The sequence below is a fragment of the Halorussus aquaticus genome (assembly GCF_024218795.1).
Classification (GTDB): Archaea; Halobacteriota; Halobacteria; order Halobacteriales; family Haladaptataceae; genus Halorussus; species Halorussus aquaticus.
The window spans coordinates 1,293,397-1,316,454 of the sequence record NZ_CP100400.1 but is presented as its reverse complement, the minus strand read 5'-3'; the positions used below and the strand labels follow the sequence as shown (position 1 = coordinate 1,316,454).

Below are 23,058 nucleotides of genomic sequence, written 5' to 3'. Positions count from 1 at the left end.
AGTTCCGAAGAAGCTACTGCCGACTCCGAGGAGTTCACCGCAACCGCGCTACCGCGCGTCGGACCGGAACACTCAGCGACCGATAGCCGACCGACGGAATCGCCGTCGGGGGCTTTCGAGAGCGAAGCGACCTCAGCTCTACCGTTTGCACCTGCACCGAAACGGAGAGAATCGTCTCCGACTCGAACCACCCTACGTTTTATCGGTGCCGGACCACCAACAGCGTGACCAGACGTGAGCGACCGAATCACCCAGTTGGACGACGCCACCATCCGCCAGATAGCCGCGGGCGAAGTCGTCGAGCGACCCGCCTCGGTCGTCAAGGAACTCGTCGAGAACAGCCTCGACGCCGACGCCGACCGCATCGACGTGACGGTCGAGGAGGGCGGCACCGAGCGAATCGCGGTCAGCGACGACGGTATCGGCATGAGCGAGGCCGACCTCCGGGCCGCGGTCCGCGAACACACCACGAGCAAAATCGAGGACGCGGACGACCTCGAAGCGGGCGTGACGACCCTCGGCTTCCGAGGCGAGGCGCTCCATACCATCGGCGCGGTGTCGCGGGTGACCATCACCTCGAAACCGCGGGGCGGGGCCGAGGGCACCGAACTCCGACTGGAAGGCGGCGAGGTCGAGTCGGTGGGTCCCGCGGGGTGCCCCGAAGGGACCACCGTCGAAGTCACCGACTTGTTCTACAACACCCCGGCGCGCCGGAAGTACCTCAAGACGACGACCACCGAGTTCTCGCACGTCAACACGGTCGTCACGCGTTACGCGCTGGCCAACCCAGACGTGGCGGTGTCGCTGACCCACGACGACCGCGAGGTGTTCGCCACGACCGGCCGCGGCGACCTCCAGTCGGCGCTCCTGTCGGTCTACGGCCGGGAGGTCGCCACGTCGATGATAGCAGTCGAGGGGTCCGACGCCGACCGCGGCGTCACGGTCTCGGGCTACGTCAGCGACCCCGAGACCACCCGGAGCACCCGCGAGTACGTCTCCACCTACGTCAACGGTCGGTACGTGAGTTCGCCGGTCGTGCGCGAGGCGGTCCTCTCGGCATACGGCGGCCAACTCTCGGCCGAGCGCTACCCCTTCGCGGTCCTGTTCCTCGACGTGGCCCCCGACGAGGTGGACGTGAACGTCCACCCCCGGAAGATGGAGGTCAGGTGGGGCGACGAGAGCGCCGTGAAGGAGACGGTCGAGACCGCGGTCGAGGAGGCCCTGCTCGACCACGGACTCGTCCGGTCGTCGGCCCCCCGAGGCCGGAGCGCGCCCGACGAGGCCCGCGTCGAACCCGAGCGTGACGACGGCGGCGCGACCGAGCGCCGGACCGCCCCCGAGACGGAGAGCGACCGAGAGAACAACACCGGAGTCGAGCAGGCCGAACTGACCCCGGAGGCCGACGATGGAGAGCGCGAACAATCGACGCTCGACGCCTCCGACGCCGCGGGGGCCACGTCCGGAACCGCCGAGGCAGACCCGGAAACCGCCGGAACCGACGCGGGGTCGCCGGAGACCGGAGAACGCAGTTCGACCGCCAGCGAGCGGACGAGTTCGACCCCGAGCGAGCGCGAGAGCGGGGAGGCGAAACCACGGGCGAGCGACGCGGGCGACGGGACTACGGGCGGACGTGACGCGGGGTCGTCCACACCCGAACGCGAGTCTCGGGAGACCGATGCTGTACCCGAGAGTTCCCCGTCCGCCGACGCGGACGCCGCGCGCAAGTTCTCGGCCCCCACGGAGTCCGAGACGCTCTCGGGCGAGACGACCGACGCCCCCGAGTTCGAGAGCCTGCCCCGGATGCGGGTTCTGGGCCAACTCCACGACACCTACGTCGCGGCCGAGACGCCCGAGGGACTGGTGCTCGTGGACCAGCACGCCGCCGACGAGCGGGTCAACTACGAGCGACTGCAGGCGGAGTTCGAAGGCGACGCGACCACCCAGATGCTCGCCCAACCGGTCGAACTCGAACTGACCGCGGGCGAGGCCGCGGTGTTCGAGGAGTACCGCGAACCGCTGGAGCGACTCGGCTTTCGGGCCGAGCGCGCCGAGGGCGACGGCGAGAGCGACCGCCGAGTGGTCGTCCGGACCGTGCCGACCGTGCTGGACGCCGCGCTCGACCCCGAACTCCTCCGGGACGCGCTCGGCGAGTTCGTCTCGACCGACCCCGACGACCGGGGCGACACGGTCGCGGCGGTCGCCGACGACCTACTGGCGGACCTCGCCTGTTACCCCTCGATTACGGGGAACACCTCGCTCCGGGAGGGGTCGGTCGTGGAACTCCTCGCGGCGCTGGACGACTGCGAGAACCCCTACGCCTGCCCGCACGGTCGCCCGGTGATTATCGAGTTCGGCGAGGCGGAGATAGAGGACCGGTTCGAGCGCGACTACCCCGGCCACGTCGGGCGGCGCGGAGAATAGCGGGGGTTCCGTCTACTGACTCGCCGCCGCGATGGCCTGCTCCAAGTCCGCGACGATGTCCTCCACGTCCTCGATGCCGACCGAGAGCCGAACCAAGTCCGGCGTCGTCCCGCTGGCCAACTGCTCCTCCTCGGTGAGTTGCTGGTGGGTCGTGCTGGCCGGGTGGATAATGAGGGTCTTGGCGTCGCCGACGTTGGCGAGCAGACTGGCGAGTTCGGTCTCCTCGGTGACCGCGCGCCCGGTCTCGTATCCTCCTTCCAGTCCGAACGTTATCATCCCGCCGTAGCCGCCGTCGAGGTACTCGCTGGCGTTCTCGTGGGTCTCGTGGCTCTCCAGACCCGGGTAGTTGACCCACGCCACGTCGTCGTGGTCGTCGAGGTACTCGGCGACTTCCAGCGCGTTCTCGGAGTGGCGCTCGACCCGCAGCGGCATCGACTCCAGTTTCTGGAGGGTGACCCACGCGTCGAACGGCGACTGCTGGTTGCCGAGGTCCCGGAGCCCCCGGGCGCGGGCGGCGTAGGCGAACGCGGCGTCGCCGAACGTCTCTCGGAAGTTGATGCCGTGGTAGGCCGGGTTCTCGTCGGCGATTTCGGGGTAGTCGCCCTCCTCCCACGGGAAGGTCCCGCCGTCGACGAGTACGCCGCCGACGGTCGAACCGCTCCCGTGAATCCACTTGGTCGTGGAGTGCCAGACGAGGTCCGCGCCGTGGTCGATGGGGTTGCAGAGGTACGGTGTGGCGAAAGTGTTGTCCACGAACAGGGGCACGTCGTGGTCGTGGGCGATGTCGGCGATGCGCTCGATGTCGGGCGTGACAAGCGCGGGGTTGCCGATGGTTTCGAGGTGGACGTACGCGGTGTCCTCGTCGATGGCCTCGTCGTAGGCCTCGTAGTCCAGCGTGTCCACGAACGTCGCTTCGACGCCGCGGCGCGGCGCGGTGTGGGTGAAGTAGGTGTAGGTGCCGCCGTACAGCGAGGAGGCGGTGACCACGTTGTCGCCCTCGTCGGCCAACACGAAGGTCGCGAGGTCGAGGGCGGCCATCCCGCTGGCGGTGGCGAGTCCCGCGACGCCGCCTTCGAGCGTGGCGAGTCGCTCTTCGAGCGTGGCGTTGGTCGGGTTGGTGAGTCTGCTGTAGATGTTGCCCTCCTCTTCGAGCGCGAACAGCGAGGCGGCGTGTTCGGCGTCGTCGAAGACGTACGAGGTGGTCTGATAGATGGGCGGTGCCCGCGCTCCGGTCGCGGAGTCGGGCGTCTGGCCCGCGTGGACGCTGTCGGTGTGGATGCCGCGGTCGTCGGTCATGTTCCTTCGAAGCTACGACGACCACCGGCTTATGTCGGCGGATAGATGCAACTTCTGCTCGGGCGACGCGACTCCGGCAAATTTGGGTCGGATTACCCGACCACCGCGTCCCGGAGCGCCGGGAGTGCGTCGGTCACGTCCTCGCGGAAGACGTAGTCGGCCCGCGCGTCCAGCGGCGTCTCGTCCAGATTGACCAGAATCAGGGTCGCGCCCGACGCCGCCCGCGCGGGCAGCGACGCGGCGGGTTCGACCGTCAGCGACGACCCGGCGACCAGAAACACCTCGCTGTCGGCCGCGAACCGCTCGGCGCGGGCGAGCGCCTCGGGCGGGAGACGCTCGCCGAACAGCACGGCGTCGGGTTTCAGCACGCCGTCGCAGTCTTCGGTCTCGCACCGAGGCGGTCGCTCCCCCGCTCGCACGCGCTCTCGAACGTCGGCGGCGGGCACCGCGCGACCGCACCGCTGGCAGACCGCGCGGCGGGCGTTGCCGTGGAGTTCCAGCACCTCGTCGGAACCCGCGTCGCCGTGAAGGCCGTCGATGTTCTGCGTGACGACGGCGTCGAGGTGGCCCCGCGCGGAGAGTGCCGCCAGCGCGTCGTGGGCCGCGTTCGGTTCGACGCTGGCGTCGAACAGGTCCGCCCGGAGTTCGAGCCAGTCGGCCCAGAACGCGCCGGGGTCGCGCCGGAATCGGTGTACGTCGAAGGTATCGGGGTCGTACTCGTTCCAGATACCGCCCTCGCCGCGGAACGGGGGGATACCCGACGGGACGCTGACGCCCGCGCCGGTGAGTGCGATCGCAGTGTCCGCGGCCCGGAGTTCGCGGGCGGCGGCCTCGATTCGGTCCATGTCCGCGAGTTGGAGTCCGTCGAACAAAAACGACGTGACGGCGCGGCCGCTCGGGACGAACCGCTCGAACGGCGGAAGGCGAAAGCTATCCGCGACCGAGTAAATTATGGCCCACCCCCGCGACGAACGACGTATGACCGACCTCGTGACCTTCGGCGAGACGATGCTCAGACTCTCCCCGCCCGACGGCGAGCGACTGGAGACGACGGACGACCTCGAACTCCGGGCGGCGGGGGCCGAGAGCAACGTCGCGGTCGCGGCCTCGCGCCTCGGCGCGAGCGCGGCGTGGACCTCGAAACTCCCCGACTCGCCGCTCGGGCGGCGCGTGGTGTCGAGTCTGCGACAGCACGGCGTCGAGACGGACGTGGTGTGGAGCGACGACGGCCGACAGGGGACCTACTACCTCGAACACGGCGGCAAGCCGCGCGGAACGAACGTCATCTACGACCGGGCGGGCGCGGCGGTCACGACCGCCGAGTCCGAGGAGTTGCCCGTCGAGCGCGTCCGCGAGGCCGAGCGGTTCCACACCAGCGGCATCACGCCGGCGCTCTCGGAGACGCTCGAATCGACCACGGCCGACCTGCTCGCGGCCGCACGGGAGGCCGGGACGACGACCTCCTTCGACGTGAACTACCGGTCGAAGCTCTGGGACCCCGCGGAGGCCCGCGAGACGATGGAGACGCTGTTCCCCGACGTGGACCTCCTGCTGGTCGCCGAACGCGACGCCCGCGACGTACTGGGCCGAGAGGGCGACGCCGACGACATCGCGGCGGGACTGGTCGAGGAGTTCGACTTCGAGACCGTAATCGTCACCCGCGGCGAAGAGGGCGCGCTGGCGCGCCACGACGGCGAGGTGTACGAACAGTCCGCAATCGAGACCGACACCCTCGACCCCATCGGCACCGGCGACGCCTTCCTCGGCGCGTTCCTCGCGCGGCGACTCGCGGGCGACGGCGTGGCGACCGCGCTCGAATACGGGTCGGCGACCGCCGCCCTGAAGCGCACGATTCCGGGCGACGTGGCGGTCGTCACCCGCGAGGAGGTCGAGTCCGTGCTGGCCGAGGAGGGCGGCGAAATCTCGCGCTGACCGAGGCGTTCCGGCGGACAGGTTCGGCGGTCGATGTACGGAGTCGTTCATCGGTTGAGACCGCTCCCGTCACGCGATTTTCACGAGGCCAGAAGACGTATAACGGACTGCTGATTCAGGGCGAACCGCCATGAAACGAGTAGCGACCGTACTGCTGGTACTCGTCGTGACGGCGAGTATCGCCCCCGCAGCACTCGCAGGTAGCACCGCCTCCACCAACGCGACACAGGCGTCCGGGCAAGCGTACGCCGGAACGCACGTCTCGTTCGACGCCGAGAACAGCGCCGTGACCGACTACGCGGTCCACGGCGAGACGATGTTCGACTCCCTGAAGGTCCAGTCCGCCAGCGACGTCGAGAGCGGCGGTCTCGTCGACGTCGGGGCCTCGCTGTCGGCCGTGACTCGAATCGACGGCGCGGGCCTCAGCGTCGGCGCGACGACGAAGACCGAGGCCCGCGTCCGGGCCGAGAGCGGCGCGACCGTGACCGCCCACGACAACGGACACGGCGTCCTCGTCGTCGAATCGAACGAGTCCAACTACGCGGTCGCCAACCTCTCGGCGGGCGCGAACGCCTCCGCCAAGAGCGAGTCGCAGGTCGAAGTGACGACCGAGAACGGGACCGAAGGCACCTTCCTCGTCGTCGGCGAGGGGAACGTCACCGTCAACGACGACGGCGACGTGACCGCCCACCTCGGCGAGGACGGCCGACTCGTCTTCCGGTCGTACCCCGAGGGGAAGGACGAGAGCGACGACGAGCAGGAGACGCTCATCGCCGAGGGCGACGCGAAGGCCGAGGCCTACGTGATGGCCGAGAACGCGAGCGACGGCGACGGCGCGAGCGGCGACGTCGTCGTGGACACCGTGAGCTACGACGAGAACACCACGGTCGAGACCGAGCAGACCGCCGAAGGGACGGTCACGCTCGCGGTCGAGCGGACGACCCACGAGGGGACCGTCCTCGTCACCAGCGTCTCCGAGAGGGTCGTGAACGCCTCGGAGGGCGTGTCGGTGACCGTGGACGGCGAGGCCGCGGTCGAGGCCGCGACCTACAGTCAACTGAAGAGCGCGGTCGGGAGCGACCAGTCGCGCTATCTGGTCCAGAGCGAGGGGAGCGCGTCGGCCGACGCCAGCGCGGACGTGCTGGTCGCGGTCAACCACTTCTCGGAGCGCACGGTCTCGATGCAGTCGGCGTCGTCCGACGAGACGACGACCGCGGAGACGACCGACGACGGACAGACCGCGGACGACACTCAGACGACCGACGACAGTCAGACCACCGACGGCGCCGAGACGACCGAGGATAGCCAGACCACCGACGAGACGAACACCACGACGGTCGCGGACGACGAGACGGACAACGGCGCGACCGTCCCCGGATTCACCGCCGTGACCGCGGTCGTCGCACTGGCGGCGGCCGCCCTGTTCGCGCGGAGTCGGTAGTCAGGCGATAGCTCTTCTCGTTTTGCAGTCCGATATTTCGAAAAAGGAGGGCGTTACCGGCGGCGCTTTCGGACGGCCGCACCGAGCGTCGCGACGGCGACCACCAGACCGAGGGCGCTGGCGACCTTGCGCGTCGGGCCGCCGCTCTCGTCGCCGCCGATTTCGGGTTCGGGGCCGTGTTCGTACTCCTCCTCGGACTCTCCGCCGCTGCCGCCGCTCTTGCGCTTCCAGACGAGGACGCCGACCGCGGCCACGAGCGCGAGCAGGCCGAGCAGTTTCCCCTTCCCGTCGCCGGACGACTTCGAGTCGGAGGTCGATTTCGAGTCGGAAGACGAGTGGGTAGCGGACGACTGCGTTCCCTCGGAGGTCTCGCCCGGGTAGCGGTACTCCTCGACGAGAGCGGGTTTCTTCAGATTTATTTCTACGATTGCCATGGGAGATAGTTCGGCGCTCAGATACGAATAGGTTGCGGCTACTTGGGTCCGCTCGGTCTCCCGAAGTCGTGTCGGTTCGGCGTCCGTTCTTCGGACCTGTCCTCCATCAGTCAATTTACCTGCGCGCAAAACGGAACGTGGCTGCTGGGAGACGGAACGAAGCGGTGACCGACGCTGCTACGATCGGAAGTCGAGAAATAGCGGTGGAAACGGCTCGGAGTACGAATACCGCCGTTTGACCGCGATACTGCTGGCAGACACCGGTCGCGAGACCCGAACGGGTCGCGATTCGAACGACGACTTCCGTTCTGTCAGTCAGCGGAAGGGCAAGAAAACTTAAATGGTCGGTGTGAGTTACCCGAACGTACCCGACTACTATGCCGACGACGACCGGAGATTACGACCTGCGCGAACTGCGTCGCCTCGCGGACCCGAACCGGGAGACCCCCGAGGAGTTCGAAGACGACGCGGAGTTGCCCGCGTCGCCCGAGGAGGTGTTGCGCCACAGCGAGCGCGACGAACTCGTCCGCCTCCAGAGCCAGTTCTCGGCCGCGGGGGTGCTCCCCGAGCGACCGTACCTCGAAGCCCTGCCGAACCAGTACAGCACCGAGGTCGTCGTCTTCGAGTGGCTCGACCTGCTCATCAACAAGGCCGGGTTCGAGAACACGGGCAACGCGCTCGAATACTACGAGGAGGTCGGCTGGATAACCGCGCGGGTCCGCGAGAACCTCCGGGAGTACATGCGAGGGTTCTCCGAAGTCGATAGCTTCGACCCCGACAAGCCCGGCCCGGCCGACCTCGACGTGGACGACCACGTGCTGAGTCTGGTGTACATCGCCCGTCTGGCGTCGGTGTGAGGTCGCGCTGTTCTCGGTCCGCTACGCTGGGCACCAGTCGAATCGCTCGTCGCGTCGTTCGAGGACCCCGGCGAAATCGACGCCCGAGACGGGACATCGGTTTCCGTACCGCCGGAAGTCGGAGCGACCGAGCGTAGATTTTCGTGCGAGGAGTCACCCGCGAACCCCGGTGCGAGCGCCACACTATTCATCCATCAGTCCTTATAACCACCAATGGAAGCCGAAGAGAGTCCCGAAGAGGACGGCGAACGACCGTCGGAAGCGCCGCCGGAGTTCGGCGACGGGTTCTTCGACGGGATGGTCGCGGCGGCGACCGACGCGGTTCTCACCGCCGACGCCGACGGGACCATCGTCTACGCGAACCCGGCGGTCGAGAACCTCCTCGGCTACGCCCCGACGGAGATGCGAGGCGAGCAGTTCGTCGAGTTCGTCCCCGAACGCCTCCGGGAGCGATACGCCGGTTGGTTCGAGCGCCACGTCGGCGGCGAGAGCGGGACGCCCTTCGACGACGAGAACTACGAGGTGACGTTGCTGACCGCCGACGGGACCGAGACGCGGCTCTCCGTCTCGGGGTTCGCTCATGAGAGCGACGGCCGGTCGCTGTTCACGGGGTTCGTCCGCGAAGCGCCCGACGCGGACGCGTCCAGCGAGCGACTCCGCGAGGAGGAGGCGCTGGTCGCGGAGATATTCGACACGAGTCCGACGGCGTTGGCCGTGCGAGACGCCGACGGCGAACTGTTGCGGGCGAACGAGCGAGCGGCCGAACTGGTCGGCGTCGGGGACGACAGCCTCCCCTACGACGTGGAAGACGCCGACGGCGACGACTGGAAGGTCTACGACACGGAGGGCAACCGACTGTCGAAGGACGAGTACCCCGTCAGTCGCGCCTTCGAGACCGGCGACCCCGTCTGCAACGAGGAGGTCATCGTGGAGCAACCGTCGGGCAAGCGGGTCCACCTCTCGGTCAGTTCGGCCCCGGTGCGTGACGACGGCGAAATCGAGCGGGTCGTCACCGCGGCCGAGGACATCACCGAACTCAAGAAGAGCCAGTACGAACTCGAACAGCGCCGCGACGAACTCGAAACCGAACTCTCGGAGGTGTTCACCCGCATCGCCGACGCGTTCTTCGCGTTGGACACCGACTGGAACTTCACCTACGTCAACGACGAAGCCGAGCAACTGCTCCTGCAGAGCGAGGCGGAACTGGTCGGGAAGAACGTCTGGGACGTGTTCTCCGAGGCCGTGGACACGACGTTCCAGTACGAGTACGAGCGAGCCATGGAGACTCAGGAACCGGTCTCGTTCGTGGAGTACTACCCGCCGCTCTCGACGTGGTTCGAGGTGCGGGCCTACCCCTCGGAGACCGGCCTGTCGGTGTACTTCCGGGACGTGACCGAGCGCAAGGAGCGCGAACGCGAACTCGAACGCTACGAGACCATCGTGGAGACGGTGAACGACGGTATCTACGTCGTCGGTCCCGACGGGACGTTCTCGATGGTCAACTCCGCGTTCGAGGAGATAACCGGCTACGATTTCGAGGAACTCCGGGAGGTCTCCCCCTCGATATTCTACGACGACGAAATCGAGCGAGCGGTCGACCAGCGACACCGGGAACTCGTCGCGGGCGAGCGGTCCGCGGCGACCGTCGAACACGACCTAGAGACCGCCGACGGGGACACGGTTCACGTCGAGGTGACGTTCGTGGTCAGACCGGCGGACGACGGGTCTGAGGGCGACTACGAACGAATCGGCGTGCTTCGGGACGTGACGGACAGAACCGAGCGCGAGCGCGAACTCGAACGCTACGAGACCATCGTGGAGACGGTCGGCGACGGCGTGTACGCTCTCGACTCCGACGAGCGGTTCGTGATGGTCAACGACGCCTTCTGCGAGATGACGGGTTACGACCGCGAGGAAATCCTCGGCGAACACGCGACGGTCCTTCACAGCGAGCGAATCAACGAGGAGGCCGCCGAGATGACCGACGCGGTCACCGACGAGATGGGCAGTGCGACGCTGGAACTCGAACTCCAGACCAAGGACGGTGGCACGGTCCCGGTCGAGACCCGGTTCGGTCCGTATCGGTACGACGACGAGGCGTTCGCCCGGACCGGCGTCGTGCGCGACATCACCGAGCGAGTGCGGTTCGAGCAGACCCTGACCGCGCTCCACGAGTCGAGTCGGGAACTCCTCGGACTCGAGACCGCCGACGAGGTCTGCGAGGCCGTCCTCCAGACCACCACCGACGTCTTGGGCATACGGGGTGCCGGAATCTACCTGTACGACGACGAGACGCCGGAACTGGTCCCGTGTGCGGTCTCGGACCACGTCGCCGACATGTTCGGCGACCTCCCGACGTTCGGTCCGGGCGACGACGCCATCACGTGGCGGGCGTTCGACGGAGGCGAGACCATCACGTTCGACGACGTGGCCGAGACCGACCTGACGTACCGCGACGACACGCCGCTCCGGAGCGGTATCTGGATTCCGCTCGGCGACCACGGCGTCCTCGCGGTCGTCTCCGAGGAGGTCGGCGCGTTCGACGCCGACGACAGGGAACTCGCCGACCTGCTGGCGGCCACCACGGAGGCCGCGCTGGACCGCGTCGAGCGAGAGCGCGAACGCCGGGAACACGAGCGTGAACTCGAAGCGCAGAACGAGCGACTCGACGCCTTCGCCAGCATGCTCGCCCACGAACTCCGCAACCCGCTGGAGATAGCGCAGATTTACCTCGATACGGGCGTCGAGAACGCGCTCGGCGAAGACGACGACGCGTCGGCGTTCCGGGAGGTCGAGCGCGCCTTGGACCGCATCGAGGAGATGATAGACACGCTGCTCGTGGTCACGCGCCGCGGCGGGTCGGTGGACACGACCGAACCGCTGAACCTCGGCGACGCGGCCCGCGAGTGGTGGGCGGACCTCGACCCCGACGGGACGCTCTCGGTCGAGACCGACCGCGAGATTCGGGCCGACCCCTCGCGCCTGCGCCAACTGCTGGAGAACCTCTTCCGGAACGCGGCCGAACACGGCGGACCGGACGCGACGGTCCGAGTCGGGAGTCTCCCGGACGGCTTCTACGTCGAAGACGACGGGCCGGGCATCCCCGAAGACGAGCGCGAGTCGGTGTTCGAACCCGGGTACTCGACCAGCAACGTCGGCGTCGGGTTCGGTCTCGCGGTGGTCGAACAGTTGGTGGACGCCCACGACTGGGACTGCGAAATCACCGAGGGCGAGTCGGGCGGCGCGCGCTTCGAGTTCACCGGCGTCGAGACGCCCGACGAGTAACGTTCGCGATGCGCCTCGCGCACGCTACGCGGCGCTCGTCGGTTGCGTCGGCAGAAAGTGGACCCGCTCGGATTCGGAACCGGAGCGAGACGTTCCTGCTCGCTCCGACCGTCGCTGCGCGGGCGTGCGACTCGCTGGGTTCGTATTCTCGGTCGTCCGTTCGCCGACGCGGTGGACCTCGCGCACGCTACGCGGCGCTCGTGAGTTGCGTCGGCAGAAAGTGGGCCCGCTCGGATTCGAACCAAGGAATCGCCCGGTGTCCCATGACGCTGGATGTCCCAGCCGCCAGTATGAGCCGGGTGCTTTACCAGACTTAGCTACAGGCCCTCGGTTGTAGGTAACGCGTCGATTCTTTAAACCACTTCGGTTTGTGACGACGATATCCCGGGAATCCAATCGGCGCGTCCGGAGACGAGACGCCACTCGTCGGCGTTGTTCCCCGCGAGAAAGTAGCGCCGTCATCAGAACGCGGAGCGTTCTGATTGGCTCGAAAATCGCAGGGCGATTTTCGACCGTCGCCAGGACTCGAGCAGCCGAGACGGTCCGGGATGCTCACTGCGTTGCGCTTCCGGGCTTGCGACTCGCCTGCTCGAGTCTGTCGAGGAAACGCTATTACTCGCGGCCAGAGATCGCTCGGAGATAAAACTCCTCGCTCGATGTCCGCGAGAAAGTAGCGCCGTCGCCAGGACTCGAACCTGGGACCACCACGTTAACAGCGTGGCGCTCTACCAACTGAGCTACGACGGCTTCCTGCTGCATTCGTGCATATGCGGGAGTTATTTGATAGGGCTTTCGCTTTCGCCCTGACGCCGTGATGCGTTCACACGGCGATTGGGCCGCGGTTCACCCGCCGCGGAGACCCGGCGCGACGAGACGACACGTTTTCGACCGAGGGCCGAGAATCCACGGGTATGACCGGCGAGGACGACGACTTCGAGGCGGTGGTCGCCGCGATTGGCGACCGAATCGACCCCGGCGACCGCGAGCGCCAGCGCATGCGCGAGGCAGTGGCGGCGCTGACCGAACGCGCCGAGGAGGCCATCGCGGACCTCCCGGTGTCGGGCGACGTGATTCAGGTCGGGAGCACTGCCCGCGGGACGTGGATAAGCGGCGACCGCGACATCGACCTGTTCGTCCGGTTCCCCGCCGACGCGGACCGCGAGGAGTTGGAATCTTACGGTCTCCGAGTGGGCCACGCCGTCCTGCCGGAGGGCCGCGAGGAGTACGCCGAACATCCCTACGTGACCGGCGAGTACGACGGCTTCGACGTGGACCTCGTCCCGTGCTACCGCCTCGACTCGGCGACCGACATCCGGTCGGCGGTGGACCGGACCCCGTTCCACAACGAGTACCTCGACGAGCGCATCGACGCGGACCTCGCCGGGGAGGTGCGCCTGTTCAAGCAGTTCCTCAAGGGCATCGGAGCCTACGGGAGCGACCTCCGCACGCGGGGGTTCTCCGGCTACCTGACCGAACTGCTCGTCCTCGAATACGGCGGGTTCCGGGAGACGGTCGAGGCGGCCGCGGACGACTGGCACCCGCCGGTCCGGTTCGACCCCGAGAACCACGGGCAGGCCGAGTTCGACGACCCGCTCGTCGTAATCGACCCGACCGACCCCGAGCGCAACGTGGCGGCGGTCTGCGCCCCCGAGAACGTCGCGCGCCTCCAGCACTACGCCCGAGAGTTGCTGGAACGCCCCCGCGAGGACCTGTTCTTCCCGGACCCGACCGACCCCCTCTCCGCGGACGAGGTGCGCGACCACGTCCGGGCGCGCGGGACGACCCCCGTCGCGCTCCGATTCGACGCGCCCGACGTGGTCGAGGACCAGTTGTACCCCCAACTCCGAAAGTCGGTGTCCGGAGTGCGCGAGGAGTTGGACCGCCGGGGGTTCGACGCGCTCCGGGCCGCGACGTTCGCCGACGAGTCGGCGGTCCTCTTCGTCGAGTTGGCGGTGGCCGAGCGCCCGGCGGTCGAACGCCACGAGGGGCCGCCGGTCCACGTCCGCCAGCACGCCGAGGGGTTCTACGGGAAGTACGCCGATGAACGGAGTTCATCGGGCCCTGCGACCGCGTCGCAGGACGCCGACGACTCCGGAGACAGTGAGACGGCCGCGCGGTCCGGGCCGCCGTACGGACCGTTCATCGACGGCGACCGCTACGTCGTGGAGCGCGACCGGGAGTTCGAGACGGCCGCGGCGTTTCTGGAGAGCGACGACATCTTCGACGTGGCGCTGGGTGTCCACGTCGAGTCGGCGCTGGCCGACGGCTACGACCTGCTCGTCGGAGAGGAGGTCGGCGAACTCGCCGCGGAGTTCGGCGCGGAGTTGGCCGAGTTCTTCGACCCGGAACCCTGACCGGCGTCGGGGCGGCACCGTCGGAGCGTCCTCACTCGCTGTATCAGTGAAAACCGGGCGGGACAGCACGAGACTACGCCCGGTTTCGGACGACACTCGCCACGAGACCCAAGGCCACGGACGCCGTACTTCGCCACGACCCGACAGATGGCACGCAACCAGACCCACGGCGGCGACAGCGGCCACGCCGACCACGCCGCCGACGCCCCGCTCCGGGCGCTCGCGCTGGCGCTGACCATCAACACGACGTTCCTCGTCGTGGAACTCCTCGGCGCGCTCTACGCCGACTCGCTGACGCTGCTGGCCGACGCGGTCCACATGCTCACCGACAGCGCCAGCCTCGGACTCGCGCTGTTGGCGGCGTGGGTCGCGGCCCGGCCCGCCGACGCCAAGCGCACCTACGGCTACCAGCGTGCCGAGGTCGTGGGCGCGTTCCTCAACGGGGTCTTCCTGCTGGCGACGGTGGCGTACATCGTCTACGACGCGCTCGGCCGGTTCCGGGACCCGCAGGCGGTTCGACCGCTGGTCGTGGTCGGCGTGGGCCTGCTGGGACTCGCGGCGAACCTCGCGGCGGCGTGGGTGCTTCGGGGGAAGCGCGAGATGCTGAACGTCGAGGGGGCGTTCCTCCACCTGCTGGCCGACGCCCTCGGGAGCGTCGCCGCAATCGCGGTCGGCGTCGCGCTCTACTACACCGACCTACTGGTGTTGGACCCGCTGTTCGCGGTCCTCGTGGCAGGTCTCGTCCTCTACTCGGCGAAGGACCTGCTCGCCGACAGCCTGAACATCCTCCTGCAGGGGACCCCGAGCGAGGTCGAACTCGCGGAGGTGGCCCGCTACCTCGAAGACCTTCCCGGAGTGGTCGAGACTCACGACGTCCACGTCTGGGCGCTGAACTCGACCGACTACGCGCTCTCGGCGCACGTCGTCGTGGCGGAGGGCACCGACCCGGACTCGGTCCTGTCGGAGTGTCGCGGCGAGTTGGGTCGGGCGTTCGATATCGACCACGCGACCCTCCAGATAGAGTCCGAATCCTACTCCCACGTCGCGGACTTCGACTGTTACGCAGTCGATGACCGGAGTTAGCCTCTCGGTTCGACGGCAAACCTTGATACGCGAGAACGTTGTCGTGATTGCTGATGTGGCGAACACTGTTCGTCGCTGCCCTCCTCGTACTTGCCGGGTGCGCGACCGAGGCACCCGACAACGGGGCGGAAACTGGGGGTTCGGCCGACCAACGGGCGCTCACGTCCGAGCAAGCGCCGGACCGGCCGAATCCGTGGGGGGAGAGGGAGTTGACGGTAGCTATCGACAACACTGCGAACGAATCGCGGAACTTCCGGCCGCTGGTCTCCGACGCCCTCGACTTCTGGGCGAACAACAGCACGCGCTTCGCCGGGTTCTCTATCGACTACCGACTGGAACCGAACGCATCGAATCCCGACATCGTGGTCGAGTTCGTCGAGAACATCGAGGGGTGCGCCAACGTCACCGACCCGGCCGGGTGTGCGCCCTACGTGAACCACCGCGGGCAGGTCTCCCGGCCGATATCCATCGAGGTCGTCGGGTCCTACTCCAACGAATCGACGCGGCTCATCCTGAAACACGAACTCGGTCACACGCTGGGGTTGAACCACTCGGCCGGTCCGCAGTCGGTCATGGCTCCGTCGTCGCCGCTGACCTCGCTACCGCGGCCGAACGCCACCGAGCGACGACTCCCGTGGACCGACGCCAACTTCACCGTGTACCTCGGCGCGAACGCCACCGACGACCCCGCCGCGGTCCGCGAGCAGGTCCGCCACGCCCTCGACTACTACGCCCGGGGAGCTAACGGAACCGTCCCCGAGAGAGTCTCGTTCGAGTTCGTGGCGAACCGGAGCGAGGCCGAGGTGGTCGTGTCGCTCGCCGACGACCTCCCCTGTCGGAGCGGCGACACCGGGTCCTGCGGTCGGGTCCGCGGCGTCGACCCGGACAGCGACGGTGCGCTCGAACGCTACGACAGCCTCCGAATCACGCTCGGCGACATCGACACCGAGGCCGTGGGCTGGCACGTCGGCTACTGGCTGGGCTACGGGTTCGGGTTCGAGAACGATTCCGACTGGCCCGCGCCCTTCCGGGACGCGACGTACGACGACCGCAGGAGCGAGTGGTGGGAATCGGAGTAGTCACTCGCGAACCGCGAGAACGTCCGCGTCGCCGCCGGGTGCGGCCCCGGCCGCGAGCGCGCCCTCGACGGCGTAGAGGACCCCGAACGCCAGCGCGGCCGCGACCCCGAGGAGGGCGTCGTAGCGAGCGGTGAACCCCGACGGGAGCCACCCCGCCGCGGTCGCCAGCAGGTAGTTCGCGGGCCGGAGCGCGCCGGGCGGCGTGCCCGGTTCGAACGACCACCGGACCGCGAGCGCGAACGCCGCGCCGCCGCCGACTCCGGCGAGCAGACCGTGGCGGGTGCGGCGTCGCCACGACCCGGCGGCGAGTCGTCCGGCGAGATAGCCGCCGAAGAGTCCACCCGCGAGGACCCCGGCGAAGGCGGGCCAGCGCACCCGCTCGGGGAGCGCCATCGTCGCGGCGACGACTGCAATTACGGCGTCCACGCCAGCACCGACGAAGATGGCGTCTCTGTCCACGGTGGGGGTTCGACCTGCGAACCGGTAAAGCACCTGCCCGGTCGGTACACTTTTCAGAAATCGAACCGTTCGTCGGCGTATGGTCGCGAGAAACGAATCGAGAACGGCGACACTGCTGGGCGTCCTCGCGGCCGCGGTGGCGGTCGTCGGGTACGTCGTCTTCGGGTGGCGGTTCGGCGGTGACTCGAACCCGGTCGCGCTCGGTTTCGCGTTGCTCGCGGTCGTCGCCGCGGTCTACTTCACCGTTCGCTCCGACTGAGGGACGAACCTTTAGGGCGGTTCGACGTCAACGATGCGACAACAGTGAGTCGGTTCGACCTCCAACTCCGGATGGGCGTCGCGGTTCTCGGCCTGCTCGCCGTGAGTCTCGCGCTTCTCTGTACGACCGTCGCGGCGTCGATACTGCTGGTCGCGTCGTTCCTCACCCGGCCAGAAGCGGGTATCCAGAACCCGTGGGAACTCAGTCTCGGTCTCGGCGTCGTCGTCGGAGTCGTCGCCTTCCTCGCCCTGTCGGTCCGCGAACTCCGGCGGACGGACTCGCTCGTGCGGCGGCAGTTCGACGCGCGCGAACCGACCGACGGTGAGCGCGACCGACTCGCCCCGCGCGTCCGCCGGTTCGCGAGCCACTTCGACGTTCCCGAGCCGACGATACGCGTGGTCGAGACCGACGCGCCCCACGTCTCGGTCTCCGGGCTGACACCTCGTCGGACCACGCTGGTGGTCTCGGAGAGCGTCCTCTCGGCGCTCTCCCCGACGGAACTCGACGCGGTCGTCGCCCACGAACTCGCACACGTCGCCAACAGGGACGCCGCCGTCTGCACGCTCGTCTCGGCACCCTCCATGGTGGCCCACTCGATTCTGACATACGACCCCGGCGTCGAACTGCCGGGACAGTACCGGCCGACGAACGTCACGCTCTACGACATCGTCGGCGGGTTCTTCTGGGCCGCGAGCAGACCGCTGGTGTCGGTGTTCGCCCGACAGCGGGAGTACGCCGCCGACGCGGCCGCGGTCGCGGCGACCGGGGACCCCGGCGCGCTGGCCTCGGCGCTCCGGACGCTCTCGGACCCGGCGACGACCGCGCCGACCGACGACCCGCGGACCGCGTCCCCGGCGGACGCCTTCTCCATCGTCCGTCCGCCGAGCGTGGCGGCCGACTCGGAGTACTGGGCTGGCGAGACGCGTCCGTTGCTCGTCCGACTCCGGCAGCGCGTCCTCGCGACGCACCCGCCGGTCCAGAAGCGCATCGAGCGAATCGCCGGGTCAGTCGGCGAGACGTGACTACGACGCCTCGAAAATCAGCCCCCGAATCCGTCTTCACTCCGGAACCTCCGCGTCCGACGTTTTTCTTCGTCGAGTCGCCGGAGGCGACTCTCCTCACAAAAACGTCGATGAAAAAGACCGCCCTACTCCTCCGCGAGTCGCTTCGCTCCCCGCTTCGGCTCACGGCTTCGCCGCTCGCCTCGCTCACTCGTAAAATCTGCACCAAAAAGCGGACGGTCAGCCCTCGAAGCCGTCTTCCCACAGGAACGTGCCGTTCCGCTGGACGACCTGCGCGCACCTTTTATCTCGGTCGCTCGGCTCACGGCTTCGCCGCTCGCCTCGCTCACTCGTAAAATCTGCACCAAAAGGCGGACGGTCAGCCCTCGAAGCCGTCTTCCCACAGGAACGTGCCGTTCCGCTGGACGACCTCGCCGTCGATTTCCATCCGGGAGTCCTCGCTCACGTCGGTAATCATGTCCACGTGGACCGCGCTCTGGTTGCCCTCCTCGCCCTCCGGCAGGCACGAGGAGTACGCGCGGCCGACCGCGAGGTGGACCGTGTCGCCCATCTTCTCGTCGAAGAGGATGCTGTCGGTGAAGCGGTCGATGCCGCGGTTCATCCCGATGCCGAGTTCCCCGAGTCTGCGGGCACCCTCGTCGGTCGTCAGGATGTCTTCGAGCGCCCCCTCGCCGACTTCGGCCGACCAGTCCACGACCTCACCGTTCTCGAAGGCGAGGTGAACGTCACGGATTCGCGCGCCGTCGTGGGTCATCGGCACGTCGAAGTACACCTCGCCCTCGGTGGCCTCCGGCGCGGTGAACACCTCGCCGCTCGGGAGGTTGTGCGAGTCGTACGCGACCGACGCGGCGCTGTTGACCGTGGTGCGGTTCTCGATGGACATCGTGAGGTCGGTGCCCTCCTTGACCAGTCGGACCTCGCTCCCCTCGTCGAGCAGGTCCTTGAGGTTCGCCATCTCGTCGGCGAGGCTCTCCCAGTCCCGGAGGACGGCGTCGTACACGAAGTCCTTGTACCCCTCGTAGCCCATGCCCGCGTTCTGGGCGTGAGCGCGCGTCGGGTGCAGCGTCGAGACCCAGTCGGTGTCCATCTGGCGGGCCTTGATGGCGGTCCGGGACTTCTTGTACGCCGAGCGCTTCTCGCCCGACGCGGCGGCTTTTGCGGCGGTGTTGTGCTGGCCCCTGAGCGACAGCACCGCGTCCGCGCGTTCGAGCATCGCCACCTCGAAGTCGGGGTCCTGATCGAAGTCGCCGTCGTGGCCTCGGACGAACGCCGACTCCACCTCGTCGGACCCGTAGACGGGGAGGACGTTCGTGCCGCGCTCGCCGAGTTTCTCGGCGACGGCGACCGCGAGGTCGTGCGCGCCTTCGTCCACGCGCACCACCACGTCGTCGCCGTCCTCGACTCGGGCGCTCCAGTCCACGAGAACCTCGGCGTGGTCGTGAATTCGCTGGTCCATGGGTTAGTTTCGCTTGGCGCGTCGGAGTGAAAACGGCGACGGTTCCCCGTCCCAGAGTCCCGGCGGCGCGTCCCCGCTACTGGTACATCGAAGTGTCTTCGCCCAAGTACTGCTCTCCGCCCGACTGCACGCTCTCGAAGTGCTGGGCGACTTGCTCCATCCGGCGACGAATCTCGTCGGCCTGCTCGTCTAACCGCTTGGTGTCGATGTCGAAATCGACCAGCGGTTCCAGCGCCTTCTCGATGACTGCCTTCGCCGCCTGCGGGTCGGGCAGAAACGGGTGAGCCTTCACGATGAGCGCCGTCGTGGGCACGCTGGCGTGGTAGCAATCGTTCAGGACCGCGCCGCTGGCCCCGCCGATAAATCCGACACTGGAGTCGAGTTCGACGCCCGCCGTCCGAAGTTCGTTCTCGGCCGCCTCCGACGTGACGACGCCGGTGACCTCGCCGACCTGCTCCTCGGTCTGAGCGGGAACGGCCGCGAGGACGATGGCCCGATCGTAGTCCGCCGCGAGGTCGTTCACGACGCAGGCCGCGAGGTCGGCGTTCGCCTGCGGCGACAGGGCGATGTCGCAGTGAGGGACCACGACGTCGGGGTCGGTACCGGCGTACACCCGGACCAGGTCGCGCACCCGTCCCTCCCCGAACGTGGCCACCGGCGGGAACGTCTCGGAGACGATGTTCCCCTCGTGTTGGAGTTCTAGCTGCTCGGTTATCTGCTCGACCGCGATGCTCCCGACGACTCCGTTCTCGGGCATTCCGACGATGAGCGTCGGCGACTCGGCGGTGACCTCCGTGCGTCGTTCGAAACGAGCGTTGGCGTGCGTTCTCGGCATCTCGGTCGGGTACCACGCGCCGAACCGTAACTCTAGGTCCGGCGCACGCGTCGGAAAAATCGGCCACCGTTCGAGGGACGCAGAACCGCTATCAGGCGAAGACCAGCACGGTCGCCTGCTCGGTCTCCAGCACTTCGACCTCTTCGCCGCTCTCGGCGCGGTACTCCTTCTCGATTTCCACGGCGTCACCGTCGATAGTGACCTCCTCGCCGTTCACCGTCAGCGTTATCTCGCCCTCTATCTTCTTCTGGTTCTCGAGTTGGGTGAAGTCCGCCGACTCTAGCGCGGCGACGACCTGCCCGGCCTCGTCGCGGAACTGCGGTCCGATGACGCTGTGGTCGGGGTCCACGCCGACCGGGACGAGTTCGACGTTCGGTTGCCCCTCCTCGGGGTAGACCGGTGCGCTGACCGCTTCGCTCAGGTCGTAGGTGTCCCATCCGCGACCCTGCTCGGAGTACACCTCGACGCGGTCGAGGTCGGCGTTGAGCGCCATCCCCGCGTCGGACTTCCACGCCCGAATCTCGCTGGCGACCTCCGCGATGAGGTCGCCCTTGCGCTCGGCCTCATCGTCGGCGAACTCGACCGCGGGCCAGTCCGCGGTGTGGACACTTCCCTCGGTGCCGGGGAGGTGGTGGTACACCTCGTCGGCAAAGTGGGGCGAGAACGGCGCGAGCATCCGGACCGACGCCGAGACCGCGGTGTAGAGCGCGTGGCGGGCGGCGTCGCGCTCGCCGGGGCGGCCCTCGTAGAGGCGACCCTTGACGAGTTCGAGGTAGTCGTCGGCGAGGTCGTTCCAGACGAACTCCCGGAGTTTGCGGAGCGCCGCGTCGAAGCGGTACGCCTCCATGTCGGCCTCGACCGCCTCGGCGGTTCGGGAGAGTTTCGACAGAATCCACTCGTCGGCGTCGCGGTACGCCGGGGCCGCGATGTCGGGCGTCTCCTCGTCGAAGTGTTCGGCCGAGAACTGGAAGATGTTCCAGAACTTGGTGAGGAACCGGGAGGCCGACTTGACCTCCTTCCACTGGAACTGGATGTCGCTACCGGGTTGGCCGCCGAGCGCGAGGGCTTGGCGGACCGAGTCGGCGCTGTACTCCTCGATGGCTTCCTCGGGACCGACCGCGTTGCCGCGGGACTTGCTCATCTTGTGGCCGTCGTCGCCGAACACCATCCCGTTGACCAGCGACTCCTCCCACGGAATCTCGTCTTCGAGCGCCGTGACCCGCAGGAGGGTGTAGAACGCCCACGTTCGGATGATGTCGTGACCCTGCTCGCGGAGCGTCGTCGGCGTGAACTCCGCGTCGGGCCAGCCCTGAACGTGCAGGGGCGAGATGGACGAGTCCATCCACGTGTCCATCACGTCGGTCTCGCCCTCCCAGTCGTCCGCGCCGCACTCGGGGCACGAATCGACCGCGGGGTCGGTCTCGGTCGGGTCGAGCGGCAGTTCCGAGACGTCCGCGACGTGGGCGTGGCCGCACTCGCGGCAGAACCACGCCGGGATGGGCGTGGCGAACACGCGCTGGCGGGAGATGACCCAGTCCCACTCCATCCCCTCGGTCCAGTCTTCGAGGCGGTCGTACATGTGGTCCGGAATCCACTCGACCTGCTCGGCCTTCTCCAGAATCTCGTCCTGCCGGACCTCCACGAACCACTGTTCCTTGCTCAGGATTTCGATGGGCGTGTCACACCGCCAGCACGCGCCGACCGACTGGTCGGTGGGTTCGGTGTCTTCGAGGTAGCCCGCTTCTTCGAGGTCGTCGGCGACGAGCGCCTTGGCCTCCTCGATGGTCAGGCCCTCGTACTCGCCCGCGAGTTCGTTGAGGCGCCCGTCCTCGGTGAAGACCGAGCGGAGGTCGAGGTCGTGCTCGGCCCACCAGTCCACGTCCTGCTTGTCGCCGAACGTGCATATCATCACCGCGCCGGTCCCGAAGTCGCCGTCAACGTCGTCGTCGGCGAGGAGTTCGACCTCTTGGCCGAACAGGGGGACCTCGAAGGTGTCGCCGATGCGACCCTCGTAGCGCTCGTCGTCGGGGTCCACGGCCATGCCGACGCAGGCCGCCAGCAGTTCCGGTCGGGTGGTCGCGATTTCGATGTCGTCGTTGTCCACGCCGGGGAAGGTGACGTAGTGGAGCGTCCCCTCGCGGTCGATGTTCTCGACCTCCGCGTCGGCGATGGCCGTCTCACAGCGCGGACACCAGTTGACCGGGTGTTCGTCGCGGTAGACGTAACTCTCCTCTTCGTCGCCAGCGGACATCTCGACGAACGACCGCTGGGTCTTCTCCCAGTAGTCGGCGTCCATCGTCCGGTACTCGGCCGACCAGTCCTGCGAGAAGCCGAGCGACTGCATCGTCTCCCTCATCCCGTCGATGCGGCGCTCGGTGTACTCGACGCAGAGGTCCCGGAACTCCTCGCGGGGCACGTCGGTCCGGTGGATGTCCTCCTCCTCCTCGACCTTCACTTCGGTCGGCAGGCCGTGACAGTCCCAGCCCTGCGGGAACAGCACGTCGTCGCCGATGAGTCGGTGGAATCGGGCCGCGAAGTCCATGTAACTCCACCCGAGCGCGTGGCCGAGGTGGAGCTGGCCGGTCGGGTACGGCGGCGGCGTGTCCACGACGTAGTCGGGTTCGCCGTCGGGGTTGTAAATCTCTGAACCGCGCCACTCTTCCTGCCACTTCGGTTCGACTCGCTCGGGGTCGTAGCTGTCGGGAACGTCAGTCATGGTGTGGGTATAGCTGACTCTGTCGGGGGAGTAGTCCAATCAGAAAGACGCGCCGCTGCGCTGGACAGTTCAACGTACTACCGACGCAGTCAGCCTCATACGAAAACCGAGTGGACGGGTAGTGATAAA

The 23,058-nt window shown here is 67.9% G+C and carries 17 protein-coding genes and 2 tRNA genes; 10 read left to right on the top strand and 9 right to left on the bottom strand.

The window, feature by feature from the left end; translation table 11 throughout:
* Positions 1–234 precede the first annotated feature (234 nt).
* The gene (gene mutL / locus NGM06_RS06825) at positions 235–2,421 is read left to right on the top strand and encodes a DNA mismatch repair endonuclease MutL (protein WP_254269555.1); all 2,187 of its coding nucleotides are present in this window, start codon (positions 235–237) and stop codon (positions 2,419–2,421) included.
* Between the two features lie 12 nt (positions 2,422–2,433).
* On the opposite strand, the gene NGM06_RS06820 is transcribed toward mutL, so the two are convergent.
* Together NGM06_RS06820 and NGM06_RS06815 are read right to left on the bottom strand one after the other, a co-directional pair.
* Positions 2,434–3,717 (bottom strand): O-acetylhomoserine aminocarboxypropyltransferase/cysteine synthase family protein, encoded by a 1,284-nt coding sequence (locus tag NGM06_RS06820; RefSeq protein ID WP_254269554.1) that lies wholly within the window; start codon positions 3,715–3,717, stop codon positions 2,434–2,436.
* A 92-nt stretch (positions 3,718–3,809) separates the two neighbouring features.
* Positions 3,810–4,562, bottom strand: coding sequence for an SIR2 family NAD-dependent protein deacylase (locus NGM06_RS06815; RefSeq protein ID WP_254269553.1), 753 nt, complete (start codon positions 4,560–4,562; stop codon positions 3,810–3,812).
* Positions 4,563–4,695: 133 nt separating this feature from the next.
* Here NGM06_RS06815 and kdgK1 point away from each other — a divergent pair, with 133 nt between their 5' ends.
* A complete protein-coding gene (gene kdgK1 / locus NGM06_RS06810; RefSeq protein WP_254269552.1) occupies positions 4,696–5,649 on the top strand; it encodes a bifunctional 2-dehydro-3-deoxygluconokinase/2-dehydro-3-deoxygalactonokinase in 954 nt (317 codons plus the stop codon).
* Positions 5,650–5,779: 130 nt separating this feature from the next.
* Entirely contained in the window at positions 5,780–7,090 is a 1,311-nt protein-coding gene (locus NGM06_RS06805) for a PGF-CTERM sorting domain-containing protein (RefSeq protein ID WP_254269551.1), read from the top strand.
* A gap of 53 nt (positions 7,091–7,143) precedes the next feature.
* On the opposite strand, the gene NGM06_RS06800 is transcribed toward NGM06_RS06805, so the two are convergent.
* On the bottom strand, positions 7,144–7,524 hold the full coding sequence (locus NGM06_RS06800) for a hypothetical protein (RefSeq protein ID WP_254269550.1): 381 nt from the start codon (positions 7,522–7,524) through the stop codon (positions 7,144–7,146).
* A 377-nt stretch (positions 7,525–7,901) separates the two neighbouring features.
* Between NGM06_RS06800 and NGM06_RS06795 the strand changes: the two genes are divergently transcribed.
* Both NGM06_RS06795 and NGM06_RS06790 read left to right on the top strand, forming a co-directional pair.
* Positions 7,902–8,381: a FlaD/FlaE family flagellar protein gene (locus NGM06_RS06795; RefSeq protein WP_254269549.1), complete on the top strand. Its 480-nt coding sequence runs from the start codon at positions 7,902–7,904 to the stop codon at positions 8,379–8,381.
* A 213-nt stretch (positions 8,382–8,594) separates the two neighbouring features.
* Positions 8,595–11,666 (top strand): PAS domain-containing sensor histidine kinase, encoded by a 3,072-nt coding sequence (locus NGM06_RS06790; RefSeq protein ID WP_254269548.1) that lies wholly within the window; start codon positions 8,595–8,597, stop codon positions 11,664–11,666.
* Between the two features lie 221 nt (positions 11,667–11,887).
* Here NGM06_RS06790 and NGM06_RS06785 read toward each other — a convergent pair.
* A tRNA-Ile gene (locus NGM06_RS06785) sits at positions 11,888–11,993 on the bottom strand.
* Positions 11,994–12,340: 347 nt separating this feature from the next.
* A tRNA-Asn gene (locus tag NGM06_RS06780) sits at positions 12,341–12,413 on the bottom strand.
* 164 nt (positions 12,414–12,577) lie between these two features.
* On the opposite strand from NGM06_RS06780, the gene cca reads away from it, so the two are divergent.
* The 3 genes from cca (at position 12,578) to NGM06_RS06765 (ending at position 16,182) form a co-directional block, all read left to right on the top strand.
* Positions 12,578–14,020 (top strand): CCA tRNA nucleotidyltransferase, encoded by a 1,443-nt coding sequence (gene cca, locus NGM06_RS06775; protein ID WP_254269547.1) that lies wholly within the window; start codon positions 12,578–12,580, stop codon positions 14,018–14,020.
* Between the two features lie 147 nt (positions 14,021–14,167).
* Positions 14,168–15,103 (top strand): cation diffusion facilitator family transporter, encoded by a 936-nt coding sequence (locus tag NGM06_RS06770; protein ID WP_254269546.1) that lies wholly within the window; start codon positions 14,168–14,170, stop codon positions 15,101–15,103.
* A gap of 53 nt (positions 15,104–15,156) precedes the next feature.
* On the top strand, positions 15,157–16,182 hold the full coding sequence (locus NGM06_RS06765) for a matrixin family metalloprotease (protein ID WP_254269545.1): 1,026 nt from the start codon (positions 15,157–15,159) through the stop codon (positions 16,180–16,182).
* Here the strand turns inward: NGM06_RS06765 and NGM06_RS06760 are convergent, their stop codons facing one another.
* On the bottom strand, positions 16,183–16,641 hold the full coding sequence (locus NGM06_RS06760) for a hypothetical protein (RefSeq protein ID WP_254269544.1): 459 nt from the start codon (positions 16,639–16,641) through the stop codon (positions 16,183–16,185).
* A 79-nt stretch (positions 16,642–16,720) separates the two neighbouring features.
* On the opposite strand from NGM06_RS06760, the gene NGM06_RS06755 reads away from it, so the two are divergent.
* On the top strand, positions 16,721–16,900 hold the full coding sequence (locus NGM06_RS06755) for a hypothetical protein (RefSeq protein WP_254269543.1): 180 nt from the start codon (positions 16,721–16,723) through the stop codon (positions 16,898–16,900).
* A 44-nt stretch (positions 16,901–16,944) separates the two neighbouring features.
* Positions 16,945–17,922 (top strand): M48 family metalloprotease, encoded by a 978-nt coding sequence (locus NGM06_RS06750; RefSeq protein ID WP_254269542.1) that lies wholly within the window; start codon positions 16,945–16,947, stop codon positions 17,920–17,922.
* 358 nt (positions 17,923–18,280) lie between these two features.
* Here the strand turns inward: NGM06_RS06750 and NGM06_RS06745 are convergent, their stop codons facing one another.
* The 3 genes from NGM06_RS06745 to NGM06_RS06735 form a co-directional block, all read right to left on the bottom strand.
* Positions 18,281–19,378, bottom strand: a complete 1,098-nt coding sequence (locus NGM06_RS06745; protein WP_254269541.1) for an aminopeptidase — start codon at positions 19,376–19,378, stop codon at positions 18,281–18,283.
* A gap of 76 nt (positions 19,379–19,454) precedes the next feature.
* A complete protein-coding gene (locus NGM06_RS06740; RefSeq protein ID WP_254269540.1) occupies positions 19,455–20,213 on the bottom strand; it encodes a proteasome assembly chaperone family protein in 759 nt (252 codons plus the stop codon).
* 91 nt (positions 20,214–20,304) lie between these two features.
* Positions 20,305–22,929: a valine--tRNA ligase gene (locus NGM06_RS06735; RefSeq protein ID WP_254269539.1), complete on the bottom strand. Its 2,625-nt coding sequence runs from the start codon at positions 22,927–22,929 to the stop codon at positions 20,305–20,307.
* Between the last annotated feature and the right edge of the window lie 129 nt (positions 22,930–23,058).